This window comes from Schaalia sp. lx-100 (assembly GCF_021083625.1).
Classification (GTDB): Bacteria; Actinomycetota; Actinomycetes; order Actinomycetales; family Actinomycetaceae; genus Pauljensenia.
This window is the reverse complement of sequence record NZ_JAJNRP010000007.1, coordinates 128,337-149,515: the sequence shown is the minus strand read 5'-3', so window position 1 is coordinate 149,515 and position 21,179 is coordinate 128,337. Positions and strand designations below refer to the sequence as shown.

The following is a 21,179-nucleotide window of genomic DNA, read 5'->3' as shown; positions in this document are numbered from 1 at the left end:
ATGGTCTCCGATGTCGTTGAATTTAATTGTGCTGCTCGTTCTGATGTAGGCCTACTGCGGGCAAGTAACCAAGACTCCGCTTACGCTGGCTCTCACCTGCTGGTCCTTGCTGACGGAATGGGCGGCCATGCGGGAGGCGACATTGCTTCCTCTGTAGCAGTAGCACATTTCGCGCCCCTCGACACGGACACGCACCCCGCTGACTCTTTACTGCCTTTACTGAATAAAGCCCTCGCGCAAGCTCATGAAGACCTCACTGAGCGTTCCCACCTTGATCCAGAACTCATAGGTCTAGGCACAACAGTCATAGCCCTCATGCGTTCCGGTAATAAACTGGCAATGGTTCATATCGGAGACTCGCGCGCATACCTACTCAGGGACCATGCACTTGTGCAAGTCACTACGGATCACTCGTTTGTCCAATACCTCGTAGACACTGGGCAAATCACGAAAGAAGAAGCTGAGCATCACCCGCAACGTAACGTTGTGATGCGTATTCTCGGTGATTCCGACACCGATTCCACGCCGGATGAAACAATTCGTGAAGCTGTCATCGGTGACCGTTGGCTGTTGTGTTCAGATGGTTTAAGCGGTGTCGTCTCTGACGAAACTATTGCCAATGTTCTTGCAGAAATCTCAGACCCCGGTGAGTGCGCGGAACAGCTCATTCAGCTTGCACTACGCGCAGGTGGACCCGATAACATTACCTGCATAGTGGCGGATGTGGTTCCGACAGGAACTCAGACTTTCACGCAGCCACAAATCGTTGGCGCGGCCGCTGTTGACCACGCAGCCCCTTCACGCGGCGGAACAGGAGCAGCCGCACGCGCCGCAGCGTTACGTCCCACACCTGCCCTGACCTCCACACATAATGACACCCCCATTTCACGGCGACGCAACTGGAAAGCCCCTGCTCTTGCTTTCTGTCTGAGCGTAATTCTTGTAGTAGCAGGCTGGCTTGGCTGGGCATGGACGCAAACCCAGTACTATGCCCTCGCTGTCAACGGTTACGTTGTTATCCACCAAGGAATCCCTCAATCTATCGGGCCGTGGAAGTTTTCCCATCCGGTTGTTGTGACAGATATTCGTACTCAGGATCTCACCCCTGTTGATAGGCAACGTTTAACTGAACCGGTGACTCGTTCCTCACGTGAAGACATTGATTCGTATATTTCACAATTGCGGCTTTCCAGCCAAAAATCTATGAAGGAAAGCACCCCACGCACTGGTCAATCTGGGGCTGATACACGAAATACGCAGTCATCTGAGATAGGTGAGTCAGATTCCCAGCAAAACACGCCTCAAAGTGAGGCTGTGTCCTGATGGCTACCGTGACGATCGCGCCCGCACGCCCACGACGATTCCTCGAAATGCTCCTGATGCTACTGGCACTTGCTGTCGGCGTCGGCGGTTACATACTCACCTCCGTGAACCGCACAGGTGAAGTACCCTCTGACCTGGTCGTACACGTCAGTATCCTTGTTGCCTTTGCAATCATTGCTGAAGTTGGTGTCCACTTTTTAGCACCCTACGCTGACCCCGTTATTTTGCCGATTACAGTCGCTTTAACAGGTATCGGTTTAGCGATGATTCATCGACTGGATCAGTCCTATGCCCTCATCGGAGGAAATATTGTCGGTCGTCGGCAACTCATTTTCGTAGGTCTAGCGATACTTTTGGGCGCGCTTGCCCTCATTGTCTTACGCGATCATCGTAAATTACGTCGCTTCACGTACACATGTGGAGCATTGTCACTGATACTCCTTTTACTTCCCATGACCCCAGGGCTTGGTCATGAAACTTTCGGCGCAAAAGTATGGATTCGTATAGGCTCGCTTTCACTGCAACCCGGAGAACTCGTCAAAATCACTCTTGCCATATTTTTTGCAGGCTATTTAGTAGCTAACCGTGACAATCTTGCTATCGGAGGACCGAAGGTACTGGGCCTACGCCTGCCCCGTATCCGTGACCTTGGGCCGATCATGGTTATATGGCTGCTGGGAATCGCTATCTTGGTTCTGCAACGCGACCTTGGGACATCTTTGTTGTTTTTCGGATTATTTGTTGCTGTCTTATACGTGGCAACAAATCGAGTCTCATGGCTTGTCCTCGGTTTCGTCCTTTTCACACCGGCTGTCCTTTTAGCTATCCGTATCTTTGGGCATGTACGTGCCCGTTTCACCATCTGGTTACACGCGTTAGATCCTGCGATTTACGAACAAAACGGAGGATCATTCCAGTTGGTCCAATCTTTCTTTGGACAAGCCTCCGGTGGGCTGATGGGAACCGGTTGGGGACGCGGATACCCTCAGTTGGTACCCCTAGCAAATTCTGATTTCATTTTGTCGTCTCTAGCTGAAGAACTCGGATTAACTGGTCTTTTCGCAATTTTATTGCTCTACGTGATTCTGATTGAACGAGGCTTCCGCGCCGCAATTGGGGTCCGTGACGGTTTTGGGAAACTCCTTGCAGCCGGTTTAAGTTTTTCTTTGGCTTTGCAACTTTTCGTGGTACTTGGAGGTGTGACCGGACTTATTCCGCTCACAGGGCTGACAGCGCCATTCTTGGCTGCGGGAGGTTCCTCCATGCTGTCCTCGTGGATAACAGTTGCTTTACTGCTGCGCATATCTGACGCAGCCCGACGACCCGCCACCCCAACTCCTTGGTCAGATTCTGGTCAAATTCCAGCAATGGCAGGAGGTACGCAGTGAATAATCAGCTTCGTAAACTTTTTGTCGTTGTGCTCCTGATGTTCTGTGCTTTAGGTTTAGCTGTAACACATAATCATGTACTTCGTGCGCCACAGCTCAATGCTGATTCACGTAATGCGCGCTCAATTTTGCATGCGGCAGAAACTGATCGTGGACCAATTATTGTGGATGGGATTGCTGTTGCTTCCTCATCAAAAATTGAGGACACAAGGCGCTATCAACGCACCTATTCTGAAGGCCCTCTTTACGCACCTGTCACAGGCTACTTTTCCTCAACATTTTCCCAATCCACAGGCATAGAAGCCGCGGCCTCACAAGTACTCAGTGGTGATTCTTCTGCACTTCTAATACAGCGCATACGTAACTTATTTACAGGGAATACTCGTCAAGGTGGAGGAGTTGCCCTCACACTTGACCCACAACTTCAACGTATTGCCGCCGAAAAACTTGGCTCACGTAAAGGCGCTGTTGTCGCTCTCGACGCACAAACAGGAGCTATTCGCGCACTGTATTCTTCCCCCTCCTACGATCCAAATACGCTTGCCGTACAAGATGGTGCCGCAGCAGAAGCCGCATATGAAGCCCTCGTTACGGATCCATCAAGGCCCTTGTATAACCGTGCTATCGCCGGTGACCTATACCGCCCTGGTTCATCCTTCAAAGTCCTCACCACCATCGCGCTACTGCAAAAAGGTGTTGCACAGCCAGATACGCATATGGATTCGCCTACAGAAGCGACTCTACCCACAACAAGGACTTCTATTGAAAACTACGGGCATTCTGCGTGTGGCAATGGGAACCCTACACTCGCTGAAGCATTTGCGCGCTCATGCAATACTACTTTTGTCCTTGCGTCTGCATCATTGACTCACGATGATTTAGCTGGCCTGACACAAAAATTCGGTTTCGGTGATTCTCTTGAAATTCCACTGAAAGTCACGCCCTCGATTTTCCCAGAGAAAACAGACCCCGCACAGCTAGCATTGACCACAATCGGTCAATTCGATGTGAAAGTCACGCCCTTACAGATGGCTCAGATTGCGCAGGCTATCGCAAACAACGGCGAAATGATGAAACCGTATCTCATCAACGAAATACTCGATGCTGACCTACAAACCCAGTCAAAAACTTCACCCACATCTTTAGGAGCGCCTATAAGTGCAGAGGTCGCCCACGCTTTAACACGCATGATGCGTGATGTCGTGGAAGCTCCTTACGGAACAGCACGCAGCCTTTTAGGACTCCCTTTCCCTATTGCTGTTAAAACTGGAACAGCGGAAAACGGGGATGAACACAAACGAACAACAGCCTCAGTGATGGGTTTTGCTCCAGCTGATAACCCTCAGATAGCTTTCGCAATCTTTGTTGAAGGTGATGATGCTGACCCTCAACCCACAGGAGAATCCGCAGCAGGCCCGATCTTGCGCGCACTACTGGAGGCGGGAATCAAATGACACATTCAGGATCACAGCACCCTACTACGCTTACTGGCCGCGTCCTAGCAGGCCGCTACACGTTACTTGCGCATGTTGCACAAGGTGGCATGGGTGAAGTATGGAAAGCGCGTGACCGTGAAACTGGGCGTCTTGTTGCAGCAAAGATCCTGAAATCTGAGTTTTCCGGTCAAGAAATCTCACTGTCGCGCCTACGAATTGAAGCCTCAAATGCTATGCGCATCACTCACCCTAATGTTGCTAACGTGTACGATTCCGGAGAGGCTAACGGGCGCGGCTGGATCATCATGGAATTAGTTGATGGTCGTCCACTGACTGATTACCTGGCCAATAATTCCCGCATTGCTGTAGCAGATCTTTTACCTGTTCTTATGCAGGTCGCTATGGCTTTAGATGCCGCCGAAAAAGCCGGTGTCGTTCATCGTGACATTAAACCTGCCAATATTTTGGTTCGTGACGATGGCATTGTGAAACTTACTGATTTTGGCATTTCACGCACACATGACCAAGTGAATTTAACAGTCGATGGCATGGTCATGGGAACCGCCCAATACTTACCGCCCGAACAAGCTATGGGCAAAGACGCCACACCATTGGGCGACCTATACGCCCTCGGGATTATCGCCTATGAAGCACTTGCAGGGCAGCGTCCATATACAGGTCAATCTCAGGTAGATATCGCATTCGCACATGTCAATGACCCGTTACCTCCCCTGCCTCGTGATATTCCTGAACCTATTGCGAATGTGGTTTTGCACCTGCTAGAAAAAGAACCTGAACGTCGGCCTTCCTCTGGTACTGCGCTTGCCCGTGAACTCATGAATGCGGCAACACAGCTTCACCTTGATCTGCAGCCGCATCCATTACCTTTACCTGAAAACTCTGAACGTGACATGCCACTAACCGCGTCACAACCTGTCGTTGCTCCAGTGCGTCACACACCTCATACACGCTTGCCAGCAAAGTATCTTGAGCCTGTGGATATGGATGTGCAGCTACCTGACGTGCCACGTATTTCCAGTAGTATGCATTTTTCTCCTTCAGGTGACCGCACAAGGCAATCGACCACACCTGCACCTCATGTGAGCCATGAAGATACATATTCTGGCTCACCAGGACACGTATCTTCATCTCATGATTTATCAGGTGAAACTGTTTCACCTGCCGCCCCCACACATACGGGAGGACAGCTCCCAGATTTTCGTCGGCGGACCGTACAGCCTCATCCGCCCTCATCGGAACATTCTGTTCATACAACGGCTTCGGATACGATCTTTCCTGGCCCTTCATCAGTAAAATCTCAACAAAGAAGGCATGGTCGCCCTTCTTTTGTCCCTACAAAGCGTGCTTCTTCAGCAGAGACAAACCCCGAGCAGCGTCACTTCTCGTTGCCTCGTACTTCGCGTCCTGATTCAACGCGCCGAGCAGCCAATCCGGCATTACGCGCGGAGCCTTTTATGTGGCCCGACACGCGCGCTACGTCGCATATGCGGCGTACCCATGATGACACCCATGGTGTACAGTCCCTATCTACTAAATACAATCGTTCGGTGGTATCCCCGCCCACGCCTTTAAGTCACAGAATCGGGAAATGGGTGGTGATCGCACTGTTCATGCTCACTGTGATGCTGGTTGTGGCCGCCACCATCCATCACAGACTCGGTTTTTCCACACTTATCAGCAGCACTCAGACCGCGACAATGGAGGAGGTTAGAACATGGCTGAGCACATGGCACGCCGTTTAGGAGAGCGGTATGAAGTGCGCTCACTTATTGGGCGAGGAGGTATGGCGGAAGTCCACCTTGGTTTTGATACGCGGCTATCACGTATCGTCGCTATCAAAATGCTTCGAGAAGAACTGGCAAAAGATTCTGTATTCCAAGCTCGTTTTCGCCGTGAAGCACAATCGGCTGCTTCATTGAACCACCCAAATATTGTCGGGGTATATGACACAGGTGAAGATCCCGTAGTTTTGCCTGGTGGTCACACGCTTGCTGTGCCTTACATCGTGATGGAATACGTTGAAGGCCACACGGTGAAAGACTTACTGGCTGACGGTACTCCTGTGCCTATTGATGAAGCGATTGACATTATTTCTGGCGTTTTGTCAGCTTTAGAGTATTCCCACTCTAAGGGCCTAGTGCATCGTGATATCAAGCCCGGTAACGTCATGTTGACCACGCAGGGTGAAGTGAAAGTCATGGACTTTGGTATTGCCCGGGCTTTGACTGATTCGCAGTCCACAATGACTCAAACAAATGCTGTTGTGGGAACTGCGCAATACCTGTCGCCTGAGCAAGCCCGAGGTGAGCAGGTTGATACGCGCTCAGATTTATATTCAACCGGCGTGGTGCTTTTTGAGCTGCTCACCGGTCAACCGCCTTTTAAGGGTGATTCAGCAGTTTCTGTGGCTTACCAGCATGTGCAGCAGTTGCCTCCTACTCCTTCACATTTAGCTTCAGATATTCCAGAGGCGCTGGATCGTATCGTCATGAAAGCAATGGCGAAAAACCCTGATGATCGTTATGTCACGGCTTCGTCAATGAAAGCTGATTTAATCCGTATGCTCTCAGGTAGTCAGGTCACCGCACCTGAAACATCCGTGTGGGCTTCACAAACAACTCAGATGTTGCCCACTCCTGCCTCAGGTCCCCACACAAGTATGTTTTCACCTCAAGGAACACAGGTGATGACCGCTGTGCCTTCACCTGAAACTCCTGAAAAGAAGAAGCGTGGCCCTGTTATTTTGAGTATCAGCCTTATCGTGATTGCTCTGTGCATGATTATGGCGATTGTGTGGGCTTTATCTGGGGGTCAAAGCACTCAGTCAGCAACTGCTGTGGTGCCTAATGTTGTCAGTATGACCCAGCAAGAGGCAAAAACGACTCTTGAAGCAGCAGGATTCAAATGGAAGCTCGGCGAGCCGGAGCCTTCCGACACGGTACCTGCTGAGTCTGTGGCGCGCACTGATCCTCCTGGTGGTGATAATGCTGAGGTAGGTTCCACCGTGACCTTGTTTTTATCGTCGGGGCCAAATTCTGTGAAGATTCCTGACGGTTTGATCGGGATGACACCTGATGAAGCGAAAGCTGCTGTAGAGGCTTTAGGTTTGGTCTGGAAACTTTCAGATACGAAAGAGGCTTCTGATGATGTGGCTGAAGGCAAAATTGTCCGCGTGAATCCTTCCTCAGGTGGGAAAGTGAAAGTGGGTAGCACTGTCACTGGTTACGTGTCTTCTGGTTCAGAAAAGGTGCTTGTACCTGATTTGTCTGGGATGACTCAGGATCAAGCGCGTGAAGTTTTACGTTCTGCTGGTTTGAGTTTCGGCAATGTGTTGACGAAGAATAGTTCAACAGTTGCTGAGGGGCGCGTGATTTCTACCGAGCCTGCTGCTGGTACTGAACTGAAGAAGGGCGATGAGGTTGGTTTAACGTTATCTGATGGCAAGGTGACGATTCCGACAGGCTTGATTGGCGCGCAAAAAGACGCGGTAATTCGCTCACTTGTTGACGAGTTGGGTTTGACTGTGACGGCTTCTGAGCATTATGACGTGAATGCGGATGCTGGTGTGGTTACACAATTGTCGGTGGCTGAGGGCAGTCAAATTCCGCAGGGTTCCAAGGTGACGATTATGGTGTCGAAAGGTCCAAAACCTGAAGAACAGCCACGTTCGTCCTCAAGTCGGAATTAATAATGGCATAAAAAGGCCGGTCTGGTTTTTCAGGCCGGCCTTTTATGTATGTGCATGTGATTCTTTGTTGATGCCCCTTTTAATGTGTTGTCCTTTCAGGGGCCTGAGCTTTAGTGGGTTTTATGCTTGTAGTTGACGTTGAGCGACTATTGGTGCCAGGGAGCGTGCGCGCACTGGGGCTTCTGTTTCACCGCATTGGGCTAGCCAGTTCGCAAGCATGAGGTGACCGTGCTCGGTCATAACGGATTCTGGGTGGAATTGCACGCCCTCTAAAGGAAGGGTGCGGTGTCGTAACCCCATGATGATTCCGTTATCGGTGTATGCGGTGGCAATCAGTTCATCAGGCATTGTCGCAGGGTCGACTGCTAATGAGTGGTATCGAGTAACTGTCAGCGGTGAAGGAACTCCGCGGAACAGTCCTTGCATATCGTGTGTGATAACGGAGGTTTTTCCGTGCATGAGTTCTGGAGCGTGGGTCACTGTGGCACCGAAGTATTCACCTAATGCTTGATGGCCTAGGCACACTCCGCACATAGGTATTGACCGTTCAGCGCAGTCCTCAATGACTTGAAGTGAGGCGCCCGCGCCTTTAGGATCGCCTGGTCCCGGTGAAATAAGCACACCGTCGTATTGACCTTGAGCCCACCAGTGAGGATCAACGTGATCGTTACGAATAACATCCACTTCAGCACCCATATGACGCAGGTAGCCGACGATAGTCCACACGAATGAGTCGTAGTTATCTACGCAAAGAATCCGCGTCATATCCGTACCTTCCTTATATGCTGGCGAGCAGGTATTGTGAGCGCACAGCGGCTGAGTTCCTTTGTTTGATGTCACCATCACAGGCGATGGTGTCCTCATATTGAGGAAAACTTTTATCGCCTGTCTTTACTTTTATTGATCGTGTTAGCCACTAGGTTAGCCAACGTTAGCGTCACCAATGTTGAGGTAGCTTTGTGCCCAAGGGAATACCCATACGAATAGGGCAGCGACGATGGCTGCTATCAGGATCAACGATTCAATGATTTTAAGCCATGTGGGTCCAGGCAGGTGACGGAAAATCCAATTGTACATTCTGTGTCATTCTCTTTCATTCAAGCGGAGGTTCGCCTACCAGAGCTGAAGGAACTCCAGAGGATTTCTTGGTCCATGATTTGTACTTGAGGTGAACGATGTAACGTTCCCAGTCTCCCCAGTCAGGGTTACATGTGGTCATTGTCATCCAACGTTCAGTGGGCACTTCCTTAAAAGTCAGGTCGCCGGGAACTGGGGCAATGACCTTAACATTCGTCTCATCGTAGGCTGAGTAAATTGCGTAACTATCTACTTCGTAGACAACGTATCGGTCGGATAGTTCAACAACAACAGGGTCGCCTTTTTCTAGTTCGTTGATTCGTAGGAAGCTGTTACCAAATGTCCGTCGGTGCGCGGCGACAGCGTAGTTTCCAATTTCACCAGCAAATGCGGTGTCTCTGTAGTGTCCTGCCCATCCGCTGTTGAGGACATTCATTTCGGTTCCTTCAGCTAGGGGCATACGGTTCCAATCCCATTTGGGAATGTGGAGGACACCGTAGATTTGCCCTGGGCTGAGGGTTTCGTCAAATTTCGGAGGGTCGCCTTCTTCTGATACGCCTTCGTCTTTGGTAACGGGCGCGTTTTCTTCCAGGTATTTAACAACTGCGGCTTTACGCGGTGCTTCAACTTGGACGTTGGTCCATACGACCTGCCAGAAAGCAAAAAGAGCCAATACAATCGCTGCCGTGATGAGCAGCTCACCGATGACTCCAAGGATTTCGTAGAAAATCTTGGAGCCACGTGATGCTTTACGAACATGCGAGCCCAAATCAATCCACCACTTTCGCATAAGAGAGCGTGACATCTTGCGATGTCCTTGGCATGTGGAGGGAATTATCTACCTTCATTTCCCAGCCTAAACCATACAGTGCCACATACTGCAGGTAGTTTGCTACCCGAGGATCAGCGTAAACAGCTCGTGTCAGAGCTTCCGGATTACCTATAGCAGCTATGGTGTAGGGAGGTGAGTATGATGTTCCATCGACTAAAATAACGTTTCCGATGCACCGGATAACAGTTCGTGAAGTCACTCGGATTCCTTGTACTGTCATACTTTCTGCGCCTCCACTCCACAGTGCGTTCATCACATCTTCAATGTCTTGTTGGTGGATGACAAGGTCATTCGCTGTGAGTCCTTCATGGGGGGTGTGGTTCATCGAATCTGTGAGCGTAATGACAACTCCTGGTCCACTGAGTGACTGCTTTGTGGACACCTGTGAGGAGGTTTCTGTGGTTTCAGGTTCAGCCAACTCTGTGAAAGATTGGACGTGATCTGCCAGAGCATTGTGTTCTTTTTCTAGTTCGTTCACACTATTTTGTCGGCTACGGACTAGGTTCACTAGGTCACCATCAGTGGTGTTGTCATTGTGGAATGCGAGGCGTGCAGGCAGGATGAAAAGGAACCCTGCCGCTAAAGTCACGATAAAAACCGTGATTTTGTGACGGAGGGTGACATATTTCCTGTGGGGAACATGTGATCTACGTTTGAGTATTTTCTGTGCTGATGTGTCGGATATATTGGTCGGAGGTTGCACAGACGGTGTAAGATCATCTTTTAGTTCGTGCGTCATGTCACCTCCTTGCGTAGGGCTTTACGAGTTCTCTCTCTGAGACTAGGCGAGGTGCGGTGTCATTGCTCGTTACACACGCCTAGGACTTTCATCTATGGAAGCTTTGATTGGGAAGGATTACCGTGCCTGAGTCTCGGAAACGTCAAAAGAACGGTCATGACGCCGCTGAAGATACCTCTATTCCATCGTGGACGGATGGTATTCCTTTGTCGCCTAGCTGGTGGGCTCCCACTTTTATTACATTGCTGCTTATAGGTTTGGTATGGCTGCTGGTGTATTACATTTCCGGTGGTTTGTATCCAATTCCGCACATTAACTGGTGGAATTTAGTGATCGGTCTTGGTGTCATGATGGTTGGTTTCATTATGACAATGCGTTGGCGCTGATAACGTACTACTCGTAGTGAAGGGCATCGCAGACGCGGTGCCCTTTGTTGTTTTCTGCGGTTTATTACCGAGGGTACACGGGGGAGCGTAAAACACCTCCCATTCACCTGACACATGGTTATCCACAGGTTTATGCACAGTTGAGGATAAATAACACGGATGTATTTCCGCTGTTTATCCCCTATGCAAACCTACATGACAGATGATTGAGGGTTTAGGAACCCAATACCTCAAATATCACCCGATATATCAGCGCAATCAGCGCGCACATGGCAACAATCATGCCGACAGACGCTAAAACTGAACGTATCTCTTGCTGACGAGCGGTTAGACCTGGGCGAGGCTGCATCAACATAATAAGCACCCACGCCACCAACAATCCGGTGAGCATTCCTCCCGCATGGGCCTGCCACGAAATATTGGGAGCAATAAAACCATATAAAAAGTTCACCACAAGCAAGCCGATAATTGACCTCGTATCTAAACCTGCTCGCTTTTGTATAACAAAAATCGCCGCGAAAAGCCCGAAAACCGCACCTGAAGCACCGACCGTTATCTGGTTATACGTACCCGGCGCAAATAGCACCCACGCCAATACAGCGGCAGAACCGCCGATAGCGCTCAAAGCGTACAGGATAATAAAACGCCACTTACCAAGGATTTGCTCAAGCGATATGCCAACAAAGTACAGCGCTGACATATTGAACAAGAGGTGCACGATGCCGCTATGCAGGAAAGCAGTGCTCAAGAAACGCCACGGCTGAATCAGCCCCACCAGTGGTGTGAAAGCCATGTATTGCCATAGGAGCGGTGATATCACTCCGCACACATACACCACAACACATGCACCCATCAGCGTGTAGGTGATATACGGTGTCGTATGACGGATCTGTACTCGTTTCTGTCCTGAACATTCCACGCAGATGGAACGTACCTCTGTTGGAATTGCACAATCAACGCATATTGGCCGATTGCACCGTTTGCAGTAGTCAACGGAACGTACCGATGGGTGTCGTGGACACGGTGGCGCGGCAGAATAATTTGACCGCTGACCGTAAAGCGCAGAACCGTTCACATGTTTTCCTTTCACTCGTGTATCCATCATGAGCTACAAGCCAACATATCCGCATGTTTTACACATAAATAAGTGAGGCCGGAGCAGCTCCCCGACCTCACTGACATGACTTCACGCGTAGGAAATCCTTGCGGAAGTATGCGTTTTTATTCATTCACCTCAACTGAAGTGATACGAACTTCTTCAATAGGACGATCATTACGACCGGTAGGAACAGAAACAATCGCGTCCACTACTCGCTTGGATTCTTCATCAATGACACGCCCAAAGATCGTGTGGTTTCCGTGCAGCCATGGCGTAGGTGCAACTGTGATAAAGAATTGTGAACCGTTTGTCCCTTGTCCCATACGCTTACCAGCATTTGCCATTGCGAGGAGGTAAGGCTCATTGAAAGTAAGCTCTGGACTAATTTCATCATTGAAAGTGTAACCAGGGCCACCTGTGCCGGTTCCTAAGGGATCGCCACCTTGAATCATGAATCCAGGGATTACTCGGTGAAAGATCACTCCATCATAAAGGGGACGCGAGGTTTTCTGACCGGTAGCAGGGTCCATCCATTCGCGCTGGCCAAGGGCAAGATCCACGAAGTTTTTTACCGTGTAAGGAGCTTGCTTTGGGAAAAGTTCAATGCGAATATCACCAAGAGTGGTGTGAATAATAGTTTCCATGTATTCAATCGTCGCAGACAAATAGCTTTTTCGACGAGTAGCACATAATCTCTTGTCTCACTTAGGCTGCATGTCACACTTCTTCAAGGCACAATAGAGAGTGTTCGTGTTGGCTTGCGCGCTCATTGAGGTTGTCCACCCTCGGCGCACAACATACGAGGAAGGCAAACCTTATGGCAAAGACTCCACCGACCGACAAATTAAAAACAGAAGCACTGCAACTACGTGACACTGTTGCTTTACATGCTGGACGTGTTGCTGTTGCTGCAACAGATCTGGCTGAGCAGGGCCTTGATTGGGCTGCCCCACGCGCACAAGCCGCCCTTGAAGAGGCCATTAAACGCGCGACACCACTGGTTGAGTCAGCTGCTGACAAAGCCATTGATGTTGCCGAACGCGTAAAGCCTACCGTCGAAGAAGCTCGTCACAATGTTGTTGACGATTACCTGCCGCGTATTAATCGCGCAGTTGAAGAATCCGCATCCGCACTGAAAAGAGATATTCCCTTGACTGACCGCGCCGAACTTGCCCGTAAAGCATCCGTTACCGCTTTAACAACTCCCACACGTAAAGTACGCCGCAAGCGCCGTTTCCTGCGCACCCTCGGTTGGACTGCAGCTACAGGTGTTGTTGTAGGAGCCGGTTATTTACTGTGGAAACGTAGCCAGCCTATTGAAGACCCTTGGGCAGAAGAATACTGGGCTGACTTAGATTCTGAGAGCGTTGTTCCTTTAACGGAGGCTGAAAAATTAGAGGATCTGGACGAAACTCCTGCCGCTGAAGACGAGTGATCCTGCTTATCAGCATGTTTCTTTGCATCTTTTCACATATGGGGTGAGCGTGACATTCATGTGACGTTTGCCCCATATGCGCATTGTCGCGGACCGTAGGTTCTTCTGTGGATATTCGCTTTTCCTCGCACGCGCCGTAATTGATTCAGTCAATTCCCAGCAAGTGACGAGTAACGCGCAACACCCCATCCTCGTTATTTGAAGGCGCAATAAAACGAGCAGCATCAATCACATCAGGGTGAGCATTCGCCATTGCGAAAGACCAGTGGGCAGCTTGAAGCATACTGATGTCATTATGGAAGTCACCGAAAACAAGGGTATGTTCAGGACCTATTCCTAAGTGTTGCTGTAGGGCACGGACAGCGCTCCCTTTGTCAACACCCTTCATTTGCAGGTCTGCCCAGTTGTGTCCAGAAATCGCGTACTGGTGCGTGTCAGCAAATGGCTGCAATGCGATCTGCGCAATTGGGATAACCGCGTCAAAGCAAAAAACCGCTAATTTAATGACATCATCATCAAGGTCCCCTGATTCCATGCGGTCCAATATTTCGCACTGATCTGTAACGATACGTGTCCGGTGATAGTAGGGAATGCAGGAGCGAATAAATTCATCATCACCACGTTCAACGTAGCCACTCACTTTACCGCACATCATCAGGCCCGCATTCACGCCTGTGGCTACACATTCACGTACTCGACGAATAACCTCACGCACGGTTGCATGGTCCATTGCAGCGGAAGAAACCTCCGCTCCATCACGCAGGACAATCGCACCATTTTCAGCAATTACCGTCATAGGTTCGCGTACACGTTCAAACATGTCCAGAAGCGTCCAGCATTGCCGGCCAGAGGACGGAGTGAAAATCACATTGCGTTCAGATAGTTCACGCAGAAAAGACCACATTTGTTCAGGCATTGACTTGTCATCATGCAGCAGTGTGCCATCCATATCGACCGCTACAAGTCGAATATCCACATCGCGCGGTAAGGAGTCATAAGGGAAAGCAGGTGACGCACTCATGTACTCATTCTCCCAGAATCTGTAAGACACTTCCCTTACACACAAAGCTATTTCGCATCGCTTTAATACAGCTCACATTCCCTGTAAAAACAGGAACACATATGTTCCACAGTGAACGTTCCTCCTTTGGCTTTAGGCACACATTCTTGCTACGGTCATGGCGTGTCACTTCCACGCTTATCTTCCACAGGTGGAGCAATCCCAACTCCACACCCGCATACATCAGCTTCTGGGCGCGTAGCACAGGTCCTCCTACGCACGTGGGCTGCCGCTACGAACCTTCTGATCTGCGGAAGACGTTTCCTCCTCCTGACACCGCCCGAATCTGAGCAAACGAATTATCAGGGGTACGTGCCTATTGCGGATGCCCTTGACGAGCTGCTCACAGGTTTAGGTGCCCATGCGCATCACGGGCACGGCCTCAATGATGCCCCACTGCCACTTGCGCACTACGCAGCTATTTTCGATTTCACGGGCCTTATAGAAAAACATCCTGAAACTACTGTCGTACACGCTCACTCTACGACGGATATTCATGTCATCGGCCCTGATAATACTGAATTACAGGATCCTCACAGCTCTTGTCCTGCCAGCGCTCAGGCACGTATCGCATGGGCGCGAGCGCATATGCCTGTCACAACTGCTGCCGTTCAGCGTTTAGCTGAGCGGGGGACCTTAATGGATCAACGTATTGGATTGTCGCTGGTCCTTGAACCTAAAACGGCTGTTCTTGCGCTGCTCCTTCATGAGGCTGGTGCTACGGTCAGTGTTTTTGGTCATGCTGATGAAATCCGTGATGATGTTGCGCACTACCTGCGTCATCAGGGAATACCTGTCTACGGGTATGCGCAGATGAGCGCGCAAGAGGAAAAACATGCCGCTGTCGATTTTCTTTCTCAGCAGCTCACAGTCCTATTGGATGATGGGTCACATCTCATTCGGATGGCCCATGAGGACGCGTACGCGCCTGTTGCTTTGCGGCACATGATTGGTGCAGCGGAAGAAACAACTTCCGGTTTGCGTCCTTTGAGGATTATGGAACGCGATTCCGCTTTGAAAATACCTGTTGTTGCCAGTAATGATGCGCGATCGAAAACACTTTTTGATAATGCGTATGGGACAGGGCAGTCCTGTCTCTTTACCATTATGGATCTACTGGATGCGAACCATGAGGGGTTACATATGGGTGGCCTGCATGTGCTCGTTATTGGTTATGGTGACGTAGGGCGAGGCTTTGCGCGCCTTATCCGTGCTTTCGGTGCCAAAGTAACGATCTGTGATACGGATTCAGTGCGCCTTCTTCAAGCGTATATGGATGGATATGAGGTATGTATTTCACCTGATGCGGTAGCTGAAAATATGCAGTGGATTGTGTCGGCTACTGGAGTACGTCATACCATCAACAGTTCTGTACTTGCTTGCGCACCTGATGGCTGTGTCCTTTCGGTGATCGGTGGTGTCGCACAGGAAATCGCGTTAGAGGAGGCCATTGCAGCAGGTGCATCATGGGAGCCTACGGGTGATCGGGCTGTGGATATTCTGCGTTTTGCTGATGGTCGTGGACTGAAAGTTATGGATAAGGGCGGGTGTATTAATTGCACAGCCGGTGAAGGTAATCCTATAGAAATCATGGATATGTCATTTGGTGTCCAAACAGCGGCGGTGGAATATTTACTTACCGGTATGAATGCGCGAGAGTCTCGTTTGCATGCTCTCCCCGCTACGCTCGATCATGGGATATCTCAGATGGCTCTTAAGTTTTTTGCTCCTAGCGCTTCTGTTTTATCTGATTTTTCACTCAAACATGATGCTGAGCGCCGCGATACTTTACGTACGTGAGTATTTTTTCATACTTCCCGTCCCTGTGAAACAGGTCTTTTGGGTGCAAGCGCACAGCAACAAAAGCCATGTATCGTTTTACACTCATACACGATGATGTTCACACACAGAAAGCCTTCACTTGTGAATACTTCCTCCGTATCTGAACGTAGTCAGGTGCCAGCTAATGTCCATCTGTGGTCCGCTGATCTTGTTGTCCCTATTACCGCCCCTTCTGTCCTTGGGGGGGCTGTTGCCGTATTAAATGGCCGTATTGAACATATTGGGTCACGCGATTGGGTTATCACCACTTTACGTGAGCGCGGTATGACGTACACGGAAACTCATGTTCCTGGTGTCCTGCTACCTGGCTTTGTGAATGCGCATACTCATTTGCAGTACACGAATATGGCTGAGGTGGGGTTGCGTCAGTATGATGGTTTCCCTTCGTGGATGGCCGCATTTGATGCTATTTACGACGCGGGGCCTTTAGATTGGGAGACTTCCGCAGCACAGGGTGCCGAGTATATGCTTCGTTATGGAGCTACGTGTGTTGCTGACGTGGTAACGGACCCTGAAGCAGCGAGCGCCCTCCATGACGCGGGGCTGCATGGCGTGGCCTACTGGGAGGTCATGGGTTATTCAAATGAGGAGTGGGCGCAGCGCGGTGTTAGTTCTGTCCATTCGGCCCTTGAAAAAATGCCGACACCCCCTGCGATTGGGATATCACCTCATGCTCCGTATTCTTTAGAAGTTGCTCCCCTGCTGGAAATACCTGATTTAGCGCGCCGTCGTGGTTTACGTTTGCATATTCATTTAGGTGAGGCACAGATGGAGGCCCGTTGGGATGATGTGGAAGGTGGCGCGGCTTTAGCAGATTTGTGGCGCAATGAAAAATCGGCTTCTTTTACTTCCATACGTCAAGCTGGTGTTGGTTTTTCTGCAACTGAATTTGTCGATCAGTTAGGGGTTCTTGGCCCTGACTGTCATATTGCACACGGCGTGTATATGACTGCGGATGATCGTCGTCGTTTGCGGGCGCGTTCAACAGCTGTTGCTTTGTGTCCGCGTTCCAATGCTGTGATTGGTTTGGATGAGCCTCCTGTGGCGGCGTATTTGAGTGAGGGGAATCTGATTGCTGTCGGTACGGATTCTCTGTCGTCTTCGCCTAGCCTCGATATTTTGGAAGATGTAGCACTTTTGTATGATATTGCTCGTCGTCAAGGGTATGGAAGTTCAGATTTAAGTCGGCGCTTGTTACAGGCTGCCACGCTGGGTGGGGCAACAGCTCTTGGTTTAGCGACCGGACAGCATCGTGTAGGGCAGCTTCAAGCGGGCGCGTTGGCTGATATGGTGGTAGTTGATGTGCCTGTCACAGATGTGATGAGCACTATCGAGTGTGTGGTGCGTGAAGGTGCTGGACGTCAAGTAGCAACAATTATTGAGGGACAGTTGCGTTATGCGGCCACAAATTTTCCTCATGATGATGTTGCAGGTCAATCTGCGGATTCTTCAGTTTTTCCTACGCGTACGGTGAAAGGGTGAGGCTTTATCATGTCTGCGGGTTCTCATATTTCTTCTGCACGTGTCCGTGATCTTACGCGTCTGCATGATCTTCAACCTCATCCAGAAGGCGGCTGGTATAAACGCACGTGGACTGCGCCAACACGTGTGGAAACAGCGCGCGGCAGCCGGGCAACAGCGTCAGCGATTATTTTCTTACTGGATCAGGATGAAGAAGCTGCTTGGCATGTGGTCCTCTCAGATGAACTGTGGTTGTGGCATGGCCCAGGCCGTTTAGAGATTCATCGGGGAGGCACCGGTGACTTTCCTCAAGAAGATCCTGACCCTGTGGTTTTATCAGGCGAAGATGGGAATTTGCAGGTGTTAATTCCTGCGGGTACATGGCAGCGCACTTTCGCTCGTGACGACGTGACTTTTGCCACCTGTATTGTTTCTCCTGAGTTTTCTTTTGATGATTGGACTCTTGCTCACAGCGCAGATAAATAGAAAATCCTGAAATATCAAAGGAAATCTCGCTTTCTGCATACCTGGTGGCGAATGTTCCCGATGTCAAAATGTGGGTCACATAGCATGTTGCATAGTCTCACTGGATTGACCCTGTTGTATATGCGTCTGCGTATAGCACTAGGCTCACATAGTGCGCGTACACGAAAGGAATCGCGTCACTGAAAAACTCCCCGGAGTTTTTCAGCCCGTCATGTCAACTAACACATAGGACGATCCATGACTCGCTTGAAAACTTTCTCTGCCCTCGCTGCTGTGAGCGCTACCGTCGCTCTTGTTCTTTCTGCTTGCACGGGCGGCTCAACTCAAAGCACTGAAACCGCAACTGCCAGTGGAGAAAGTGGCGCACTGCCAACAGTAACCGCAGGTAAACTCACTATTGCCACAGGTGGGCCAGCTTACAGCCCGTGGGTTGAAAATGATGATCCGGCTTCTGGTCAGGGTTTTGAAGCAGCTGTTGCTTACGCTGTTGCTGACCAGCTTGGGTTTGCACATGACGATGTCATGTGGGTACGTACCACTTTTGATTCTGCAATTGCTCCAGGCGCAAAGGACTGGGATTTCAACCTCCAACAGTTTGCTATTACCGAGGAACGTAAGCAGGCCGTGGATTTCTCATCCCCGTACTACACCACCAGCCAAGCTATTTTGACAACAGAAGGATCTCCTGCCGCTTCAGCAACTTCTCTTGCTGATCTGAAAGGTATTCAGTTTGGTGTGCAAGTGGGAACAACCAGCGCCCGAGTCCTTAAAGAAAAAATTCAGCCCACAAAGGACGCGCTGATTTTCAACAATTCTGTAGATGTCGTTCAGGCACTTAAAGGTGGTCAGATTGATGCAATTATTGTTGATTTGCCAACTGCGCTTCATTTGAACGCCACAGAATTTGATAACGGTAAGATCGTTGGCCAATTTGAAGATGCTTCCGCTGCTGAAAACTTTGGTTTAGTCCTGCCAAAGAATTCGCCACTAACTGCTGCTGTTACTGCGGCTGTTGATGCTCTTCGTGCAAACGGTTCTTTAGAGAAAATCAAAACACAGTGGCTCTCTGACTCTGTGTCTGTCCCTGTTCTTCAATGATCTTTGAGTCGCCTGCGTGTGCGATGTGACTTCGTATGTAATATCGTCGTACACGTGGGCGGCTTATGGGCATCCACGCCCGCTCTCCTTTTTTACGTCAATGTTCGGCAGTTTCGGTAGGTTCCACACTTTCATGGTTCCTTCTGCGCTGCCTCCATTTGAGGAGCATGTATGGCTCATTCAGACAGTGCCGTGGAAGTGATCGGTGATTTCACGCACGTTGTCACCCCTGTTGAACTGGAACGTCGCAAACTACGGCGATTGCGCGCACTACGAAGTACAAGTATCGCCACAGCGTCTTCAATTATTGTAGCCACACTGGTGGTTGTGCTTTTAGCTCATTCACCTGGCTGGGCACAGACGCAACAAACATTTTTCTCTCGTAAATATTTCATTGAATCTTTGCCTTCTGTACTTGAGGGTTTATGGCTGAACTTACGTATTCTCGTAGGTGCAGCATTTTTTGTTATTGTTTTAGCTATTTTGCTGGCTACTGCACGCTCATTACGTGGGCCGGTTTTCTTTCCTGTACGTTTCTTGGCTGCCGCTTACACGGATCTTTTCCGCGGTCTGCCGTTTATTGTTGTCCTGTATCTTGTAGGTTTTGGTGTTCCCGCACTTAATCCAACGGTACGTATCCCTATTGCTTTACTTGGTGGTATTGCTTTAGTTCTCACCTACACGTCGTATGTTGCAGAAGTGTTGCGTGCCGGTCTTGAAGCAGTTCATCCATCTCAGCGCGCTGCGGCTCGTTCATTGGGTTTAACTCACGGGCAAACTCTGCGTCATATAGTGATTCCTCAGGCTATACGTAAAGTGACCCCCGCGTTAATGAATGATTTTATTTCTATGCAAAAAGATGTGGGCCTTATTTCCACTCTTGGTGCGGTGGATGCGATCCGTGCAGCTCAGGTTCATCAGGCTATGACATATAACTTCACATCCTATGTGACCGCTGGGTTGCTTTTTATTCTGCTGAGTTGGCCTTTCATTCGTTTATCTGACTGGTACACAGCGCGTCTGCAAAAACGCGAACAAACAGGAGGGACCGTCTGATGTCTGCTGAAAATATGCCTGTTTTGGATGTCAGAGGCGTTGTTAAAGCTTTCGGCACGAATGTTGTTTTGCGCGGCTTGGATTTGGAGATTGCCAAGCATGAGGTCGTCGTCCTTTTAGGAGCGTCCGGTTCGGGTAAATCCACCTTATTGCGCACGGTGAATCTGTTGGAAAGACTCGATGACGGACAAATTTTCCTTTCAGGCGAGGATATTACAACTCCTCATGTGGATGTGAATAAAGTGCGTGCTCGGATTGGTGTTGTTTTCCAGCATTACAACTTATTCCCGCATTTACGTGTCTTAGACAATGTCACCTTGGCTGCACGTAAGGTGCATGGGCATGATCGGGAAGCCGCTGAAAAACGTGGTCTGGAGTTGCTGACTCGTATTGGTTTAGAGTCAAAAGCACGTGAGTATCCTGATCGTTTATCCGGTGGTCAGCAGCAACGTGTTGCTATTGTTCGCGCTTTAGCAACGAATCCGGAGCTACTGCTGCTTGATGAAATCACTTCTGCTCTTGATCCTATTTTGGTAGGTGAAGTCCTTGACCTTGTACGTGAAGTGAAATCGCAAGGATCAACGATCCTGATGGCAACTCATGAGATAGGTTTTGCTCGTAGTGCCGCTGATCGCGTGGTTTTCTTAGAACGCGGTCGTATTGTGGAGCAAGGGCCTCCTGAACAAGTTATTGATAATCCTCAGGAGAAATCTACTCAGGAATTTCTGCGCCGCGTGTTGCATTAAATTCTT

General features: G+C 49.8%; 20 protein-coding genes. 13 read left to right on the top strand and 7 right to left on the bottom strand.

What is annotated here, in order from left to right; all coding sequences use genetic code 11:
- From LRP54_RS06560 to pknB, 5 genes are read left to right on the top strand one after another with little or no spacing between them, the layout of a single operon-like run.
- Complete coding sequence (locus LRP54_RS06560) at positions 1–1,323, top strand: PP2C family protein-serine/threonine phosphatase (protein WP_231205677.1); 1,323 nt, start codon at positions 1–3, stop codon at positions 1,321–1,323.
- Positions 1,323–2,711 (top strand): FtsW/RodA/SpoVE family cell cycle protein, encoded by a 1,389-nt coding sequence (locus LRP54_RS06555; RefSeq protein WP_231205678.1) that lies wholly within the window; start codon positions 1,323–1,325, stop codon positions 2,709–2,711. The genes LRP54_RS06560 and LRP54_RS06555 overlap by 1 nt, the downstream gene beginning before the upstream one ends.
- Positions 2,708–4,165: a peptidoglycan D,D-transpeptidase FtsI family protein gene (locus LRP54_RS06550; RefSeq protein WP_231235429.1), complete on the top strand. Its 1,458-nt coding sequence runs from the start codon at positions 2,708–2,710 to the stop codon at positions 4,163–4,165. Before LRP54_RS06555 ends, LRP54_RS06550 begins: the two co-directional genes overlap by 4 nt.
- Positions 4,162–5,910 (top strand): serine/threonine-protein kinase, encoded by a 1,749-nt coding sequence (locus LRP54_RS06545; protein ID WP_231235428.1) that lies wholly within the window; start codon positions 4,162–4,164, stop codon positions 5,908–5,910. The genes LRP54_RS06550 and LRP54_RS06545 overlap by 4 nt, the downstream gene beginning before the upstream one ends.
- Positions 5,883–7,856: a Stk1 family PASTA domain-containing Ser/Thr kinase gene (gene pknB, locus LRP54_RS06540; RefSeq protein ID WP_231205681.1), complete on the top strand. Its 1,974-nt coding sequence runs from the start codon at positions 5,883–5,885 to the stop codon at positions 7,854–7,856. The genes LRP54_RS06545 and pknB overlap by 28 nt, the downstream gene beginning before the upstream one ends.
- A 120-nt stretch (positions 7,857–7,976) precedes the next feature.
- On the opposite strand, the gene LRP54_RS06535 is transcribed toward pknB, so the two are convergent.
- From LRP54_RS06535 to LRP54_RS06520, 4 genes are all read right to left on the bottom strand, one after another.
- Entirely contained in the window at positions 7,977–8,621 is a 645-nt protein-coding gene (locus LRP54_RS06535; protein ID WP_231235427.1) for an anthranilate synthase component II, read from the bottom strand.
- 156 nt (positions 8,622–8,777) lie between these two features.
- Positions 8,778–8,933 (bottom strand): hypothetical protein, encoded by a 156-nt coding sequence (locus LRP54_RS06530; RefSeq protein ID WP_231205683.1) that lies wholly within the window; start codon positions 8,931–8,933, stop codon positions 8,778–8,780.
- A 16-nt stretch (positions 8,934–8,949) separates the two neighbouring features.
- The gene (locus tag LRP54_RS06525; RefSeq protein ID WP_231205684.1) at positions 8,950–9,723 is read right to left on the bottom strand and encodes a class E sortase; all 774 of its coding nucleotides are present in this window, start codon (positions 9,721–9,723) and stop codon (positions 8,950–8,952) included.
- Positions 9,704–10,504, bottom strand: coding sequence for a DUF881 domain-containing protein (locus LRP54_RS06520; RefSeq protein WP_231205685.1), 801 nt, complete (start codon positions 10,502–10,504; stop codon positions 9,704–9,706). The genes LRP54_RS06525 and LRP54_RS06520 overlap by 20 nt, the downstream gene beginning before the upstream one ends.
- A 122-nt stretch (positions 10,505–10,626) precedes the next feature.
- On the opposite strand from LRP54_RS06520, the gene LRP54_RS06515 reads away from it, so the two are divergent.
- Positions 10,627–10,890 carry a cell division protein CrgA gene (locus LRP54_RS06515; RefSeq protein ID WP_231205686.1) on the top strand — a complete coding sequence of 88 codons (264 nt, stop codon included), beginning with the start codon at positions 10,627–10,629 and terminating at the stop codon, positions 10,888–10,890.
- A gap of 214 nt (positions 10,891–11,104) precedes the next feature.
- Here LRP54_RS06515 and LRP54_RS06510 read toward each other — a convergent pair whose 3' ends face one another.
- Both LRP54_RS06510 and LRP54_RS06505 read right to left on the bottom strand, forming a co-directional pair.
- Positions 11,105–11,965: a rhomboid family intramembrane serine protease gene (locus tag LRP54_RS06510; RefSeq protein ID WP_231235426.1), complete on the bottom strand. Its 861-nt coding sequence runs from the start codon at positions 11,963–11,965 to the stop codon at positions 11,105–11,107.
- Between the two features lie 146 nt (positions 11,966–12,111).
- Positions 12,112–12,633, bottom strand: a complete 522-nt coding sequence (locus LRP54_RS06505; protein ID WP_231205688.1) for a peptidylprolyl isomerase — start codon at positions 12,631–12,633, stop codon at positions 12,112–12,114.
- A gap of 173 nt (positions 12,634–12,806) precedes the next feature.
- Here LRP54_RS06505 and LRP54_RS06500 point away from each other — a divergent pair, with 173 nt between their 5' ends.
- Positions 12,807–13,424: a hypothetical protein gene (locus tag LRP54_RS06500; RefSeq protein ID WP_231235425.1), complete on the top strand. Its 618-nt coding sequence runs from the start codon at positions 12,807–12,809 to the stop codon at positions 13,422–13,424.
- A gap of 145 nt (positions 13,425–13,569) precedes the next feature.
- On the opposite strand, the gene LRP54_RS06495 is transcribed toward LRP54_RS06500, so the two are convergent.
- Complete coding sequence (locus tag LRP54_RS06495) at positions 13,570–14,445, bottom strand: Cof-type HAD-IIB family hydrolase (protein ID WP_231235424.1); 876 nt, start codon at positions 14,443–14,445, stop codon at positions 13,570–13,572.
- Positions 14,446–14,607: 162 nt separating this feature from the next.
- Between LRP54_RS06495 and LRP54_RS06490 the strand changes: the two genes are divergently transcribed.
- From LRP54_RS06490 to LRP54_RS06465, 6 genes are all read left to right on the top strand, one after another.
- A complete protein-coding gene (locus tag LRP54_RS06490; RefSeq protein WP_231235423.1) occupies positions 14,608–16,284 on the top strand; it encodes an adenosylhomocysteinase in 1,677 nt (558 codons plus the stop codon).
- A 123-nt stretch (positions 16,285–16,407) separates the two neighbouring features.
- The gene (locus tag LRP54_RS06485; protein ID WP_231235422.1) at positions 16,408–17,808 is read left to right on the top strand and encodes an amidohydrolase family protein; all 1,401 of its coding nucleotides are present in this window, start codon (positions 16,408–16,410) and stop codon (positions 17,806–17,808) included.
- Between the two features lie 9 nt (positions 17,809–17,817).
- Positions 17,818–18,273, top strand: a complete 456-nt coding sequence (locus LRP54_RS06480; RefSeq protein WP_231235421.1) for a cupin domain-containing protein — start codon at positions 17,818–17,820, stop codon at positions 18,271–18,273.
- A 237-nt stretch (positions 18,274–18,510) separates the two neighbouring features.
- A complete protein-coding gene (locus LRP54_RS06475; protein ID WP_231205693.1) occupies positions 18,511–19,371 on the top strand; it encodes an ABC transporter substrate-binding protein in 861 nt (286 codons plus the stop codon).
- A 171-nt stretch (positions 19,372–19,542) separates the two neighbouring features.
- Entirely contained in the window at positions 19,543–20,427 is an 885-nt protein-coding gene (locus LRP54_RS06470) for an amino acid ABC transporter permease (protein ID WP_231235420.1), read from the top strand.
- Positions 20,427–21,173: an amino acid ABC transporter ATP-binding protein gene (locus LRP54_RS06465; protein WP_231205695.1), complete on the top strand. Its 747-nt coding sequence runs from the start codon at positions 20,427–20,429 to the stop codon at positions 21,171–21,173. Before LRP54_RS06470 ends, LRP54_RS06465 begins: the two co-directional genes overlap by 1 nt.
- The last annotated feature ends 6 nt before the right edge of the window (positions 21,174–21,179 follow it).

Coding starts and splice junctions, on each gene's coding strand:
- LRP54_RS06555 (WP_231205678.1), top strand. CDS start 1,323: ATGGCTACCGTGACGATCGCGCCCGCACGCCCACGACGATTCCTCGAA.
- LRP54_RS06465 (WP_231205695.1), top strand. CDS start 20,427: ATGTCTGCTGAAAATATGCCTGTTTTGGATGTCAGAGGCGTTGTTAAA.
- LRP54_RS06530 (WP_231205683.1), bottom strand. CDS start 8,933: ATGTACAATTGGATTTTCCGTCACCTGCCTGGACCCACATGGCTTAAA.
- LRP54_RS06480 (WP_231235421.1), top strand. CDS start 17,818: ATGTCTGCGGGTTCTCATATTTCTTCTGCACGTGTCCGTGATCTTACG.
- LRP54_RS06505 (WP_231205688.1), bottom strand. CDS start 12,633: ATGGAAACTATTATTCACACCACTCTTGGTGATATTCGCATTGAACTT.
- LRP54_RS06475 (WP_231205693.1), top strand. CDS start 18,511: ATGACTCGCTTGAAAACTTTCTCTGCCCTCGCTGCTGTGAGCGCTACC.
- LRP54_RS06470 (WP_231235420.1), top strand. CDS start 19,543: ATGGCTCATTCAGACAGTGCCGTGGAAGTGATCGGTGATTTCACGCAC.
- LRP54_RS06545 (WP_231235428.1), top strand. CDS start 4,162: ATGACACATTCAGGATCACAGCACCCTACTACGCTTACTGGCCGCGTC.
- LRP54_RS06535 (WP_231235427.1), bottom strand. CDS start 8,621: ATGACGCGGATTCTTTGCGTAGATAACTACGACTCATTCGTGTGGACT.
- pknB (WP_231205681.1), top strand. CDS start 5,883: ATGGCTGAGCACATGGCACGCCGTTTAGGAGAGCGGTATGAAGTGCGC.
- LRP54_RS06500 (WP_231235425.1), top strand. CDS start 12,807: ATGGCAAAGACTCCACCGACCGACAAATTAAAAACAGAAGCACTGCAA.
- LRP54_RS06525 (WP_231205684.1), bottom strand. CDS start 9,723: ATGCGAAAGTGGTGGATTGATTTGGGCTCGCATGTTCGTAAAGCATCA.
- LRP54_RS06495 (WP_231235424.1), bottom strand. CDS start 14,445: ATGAGTGCGTCACCTGCTTTCCCTTATGACTCCTTACCGCGCGATGTG.
- LRP54_RS06560 (WP_231205677.1), top strand. CDS start 1: ATGGTCTCCGATGTCGTTGAATTTAATTGTGCTGCTCGTTCTGATGTA.
- LRP54_RS06520 (WP_231205685.1), bottom strand. CDS start 10,504: ATGACGCACGAACTAAAAGATGATCTTACACCGTCTGTGCAACCTCCG.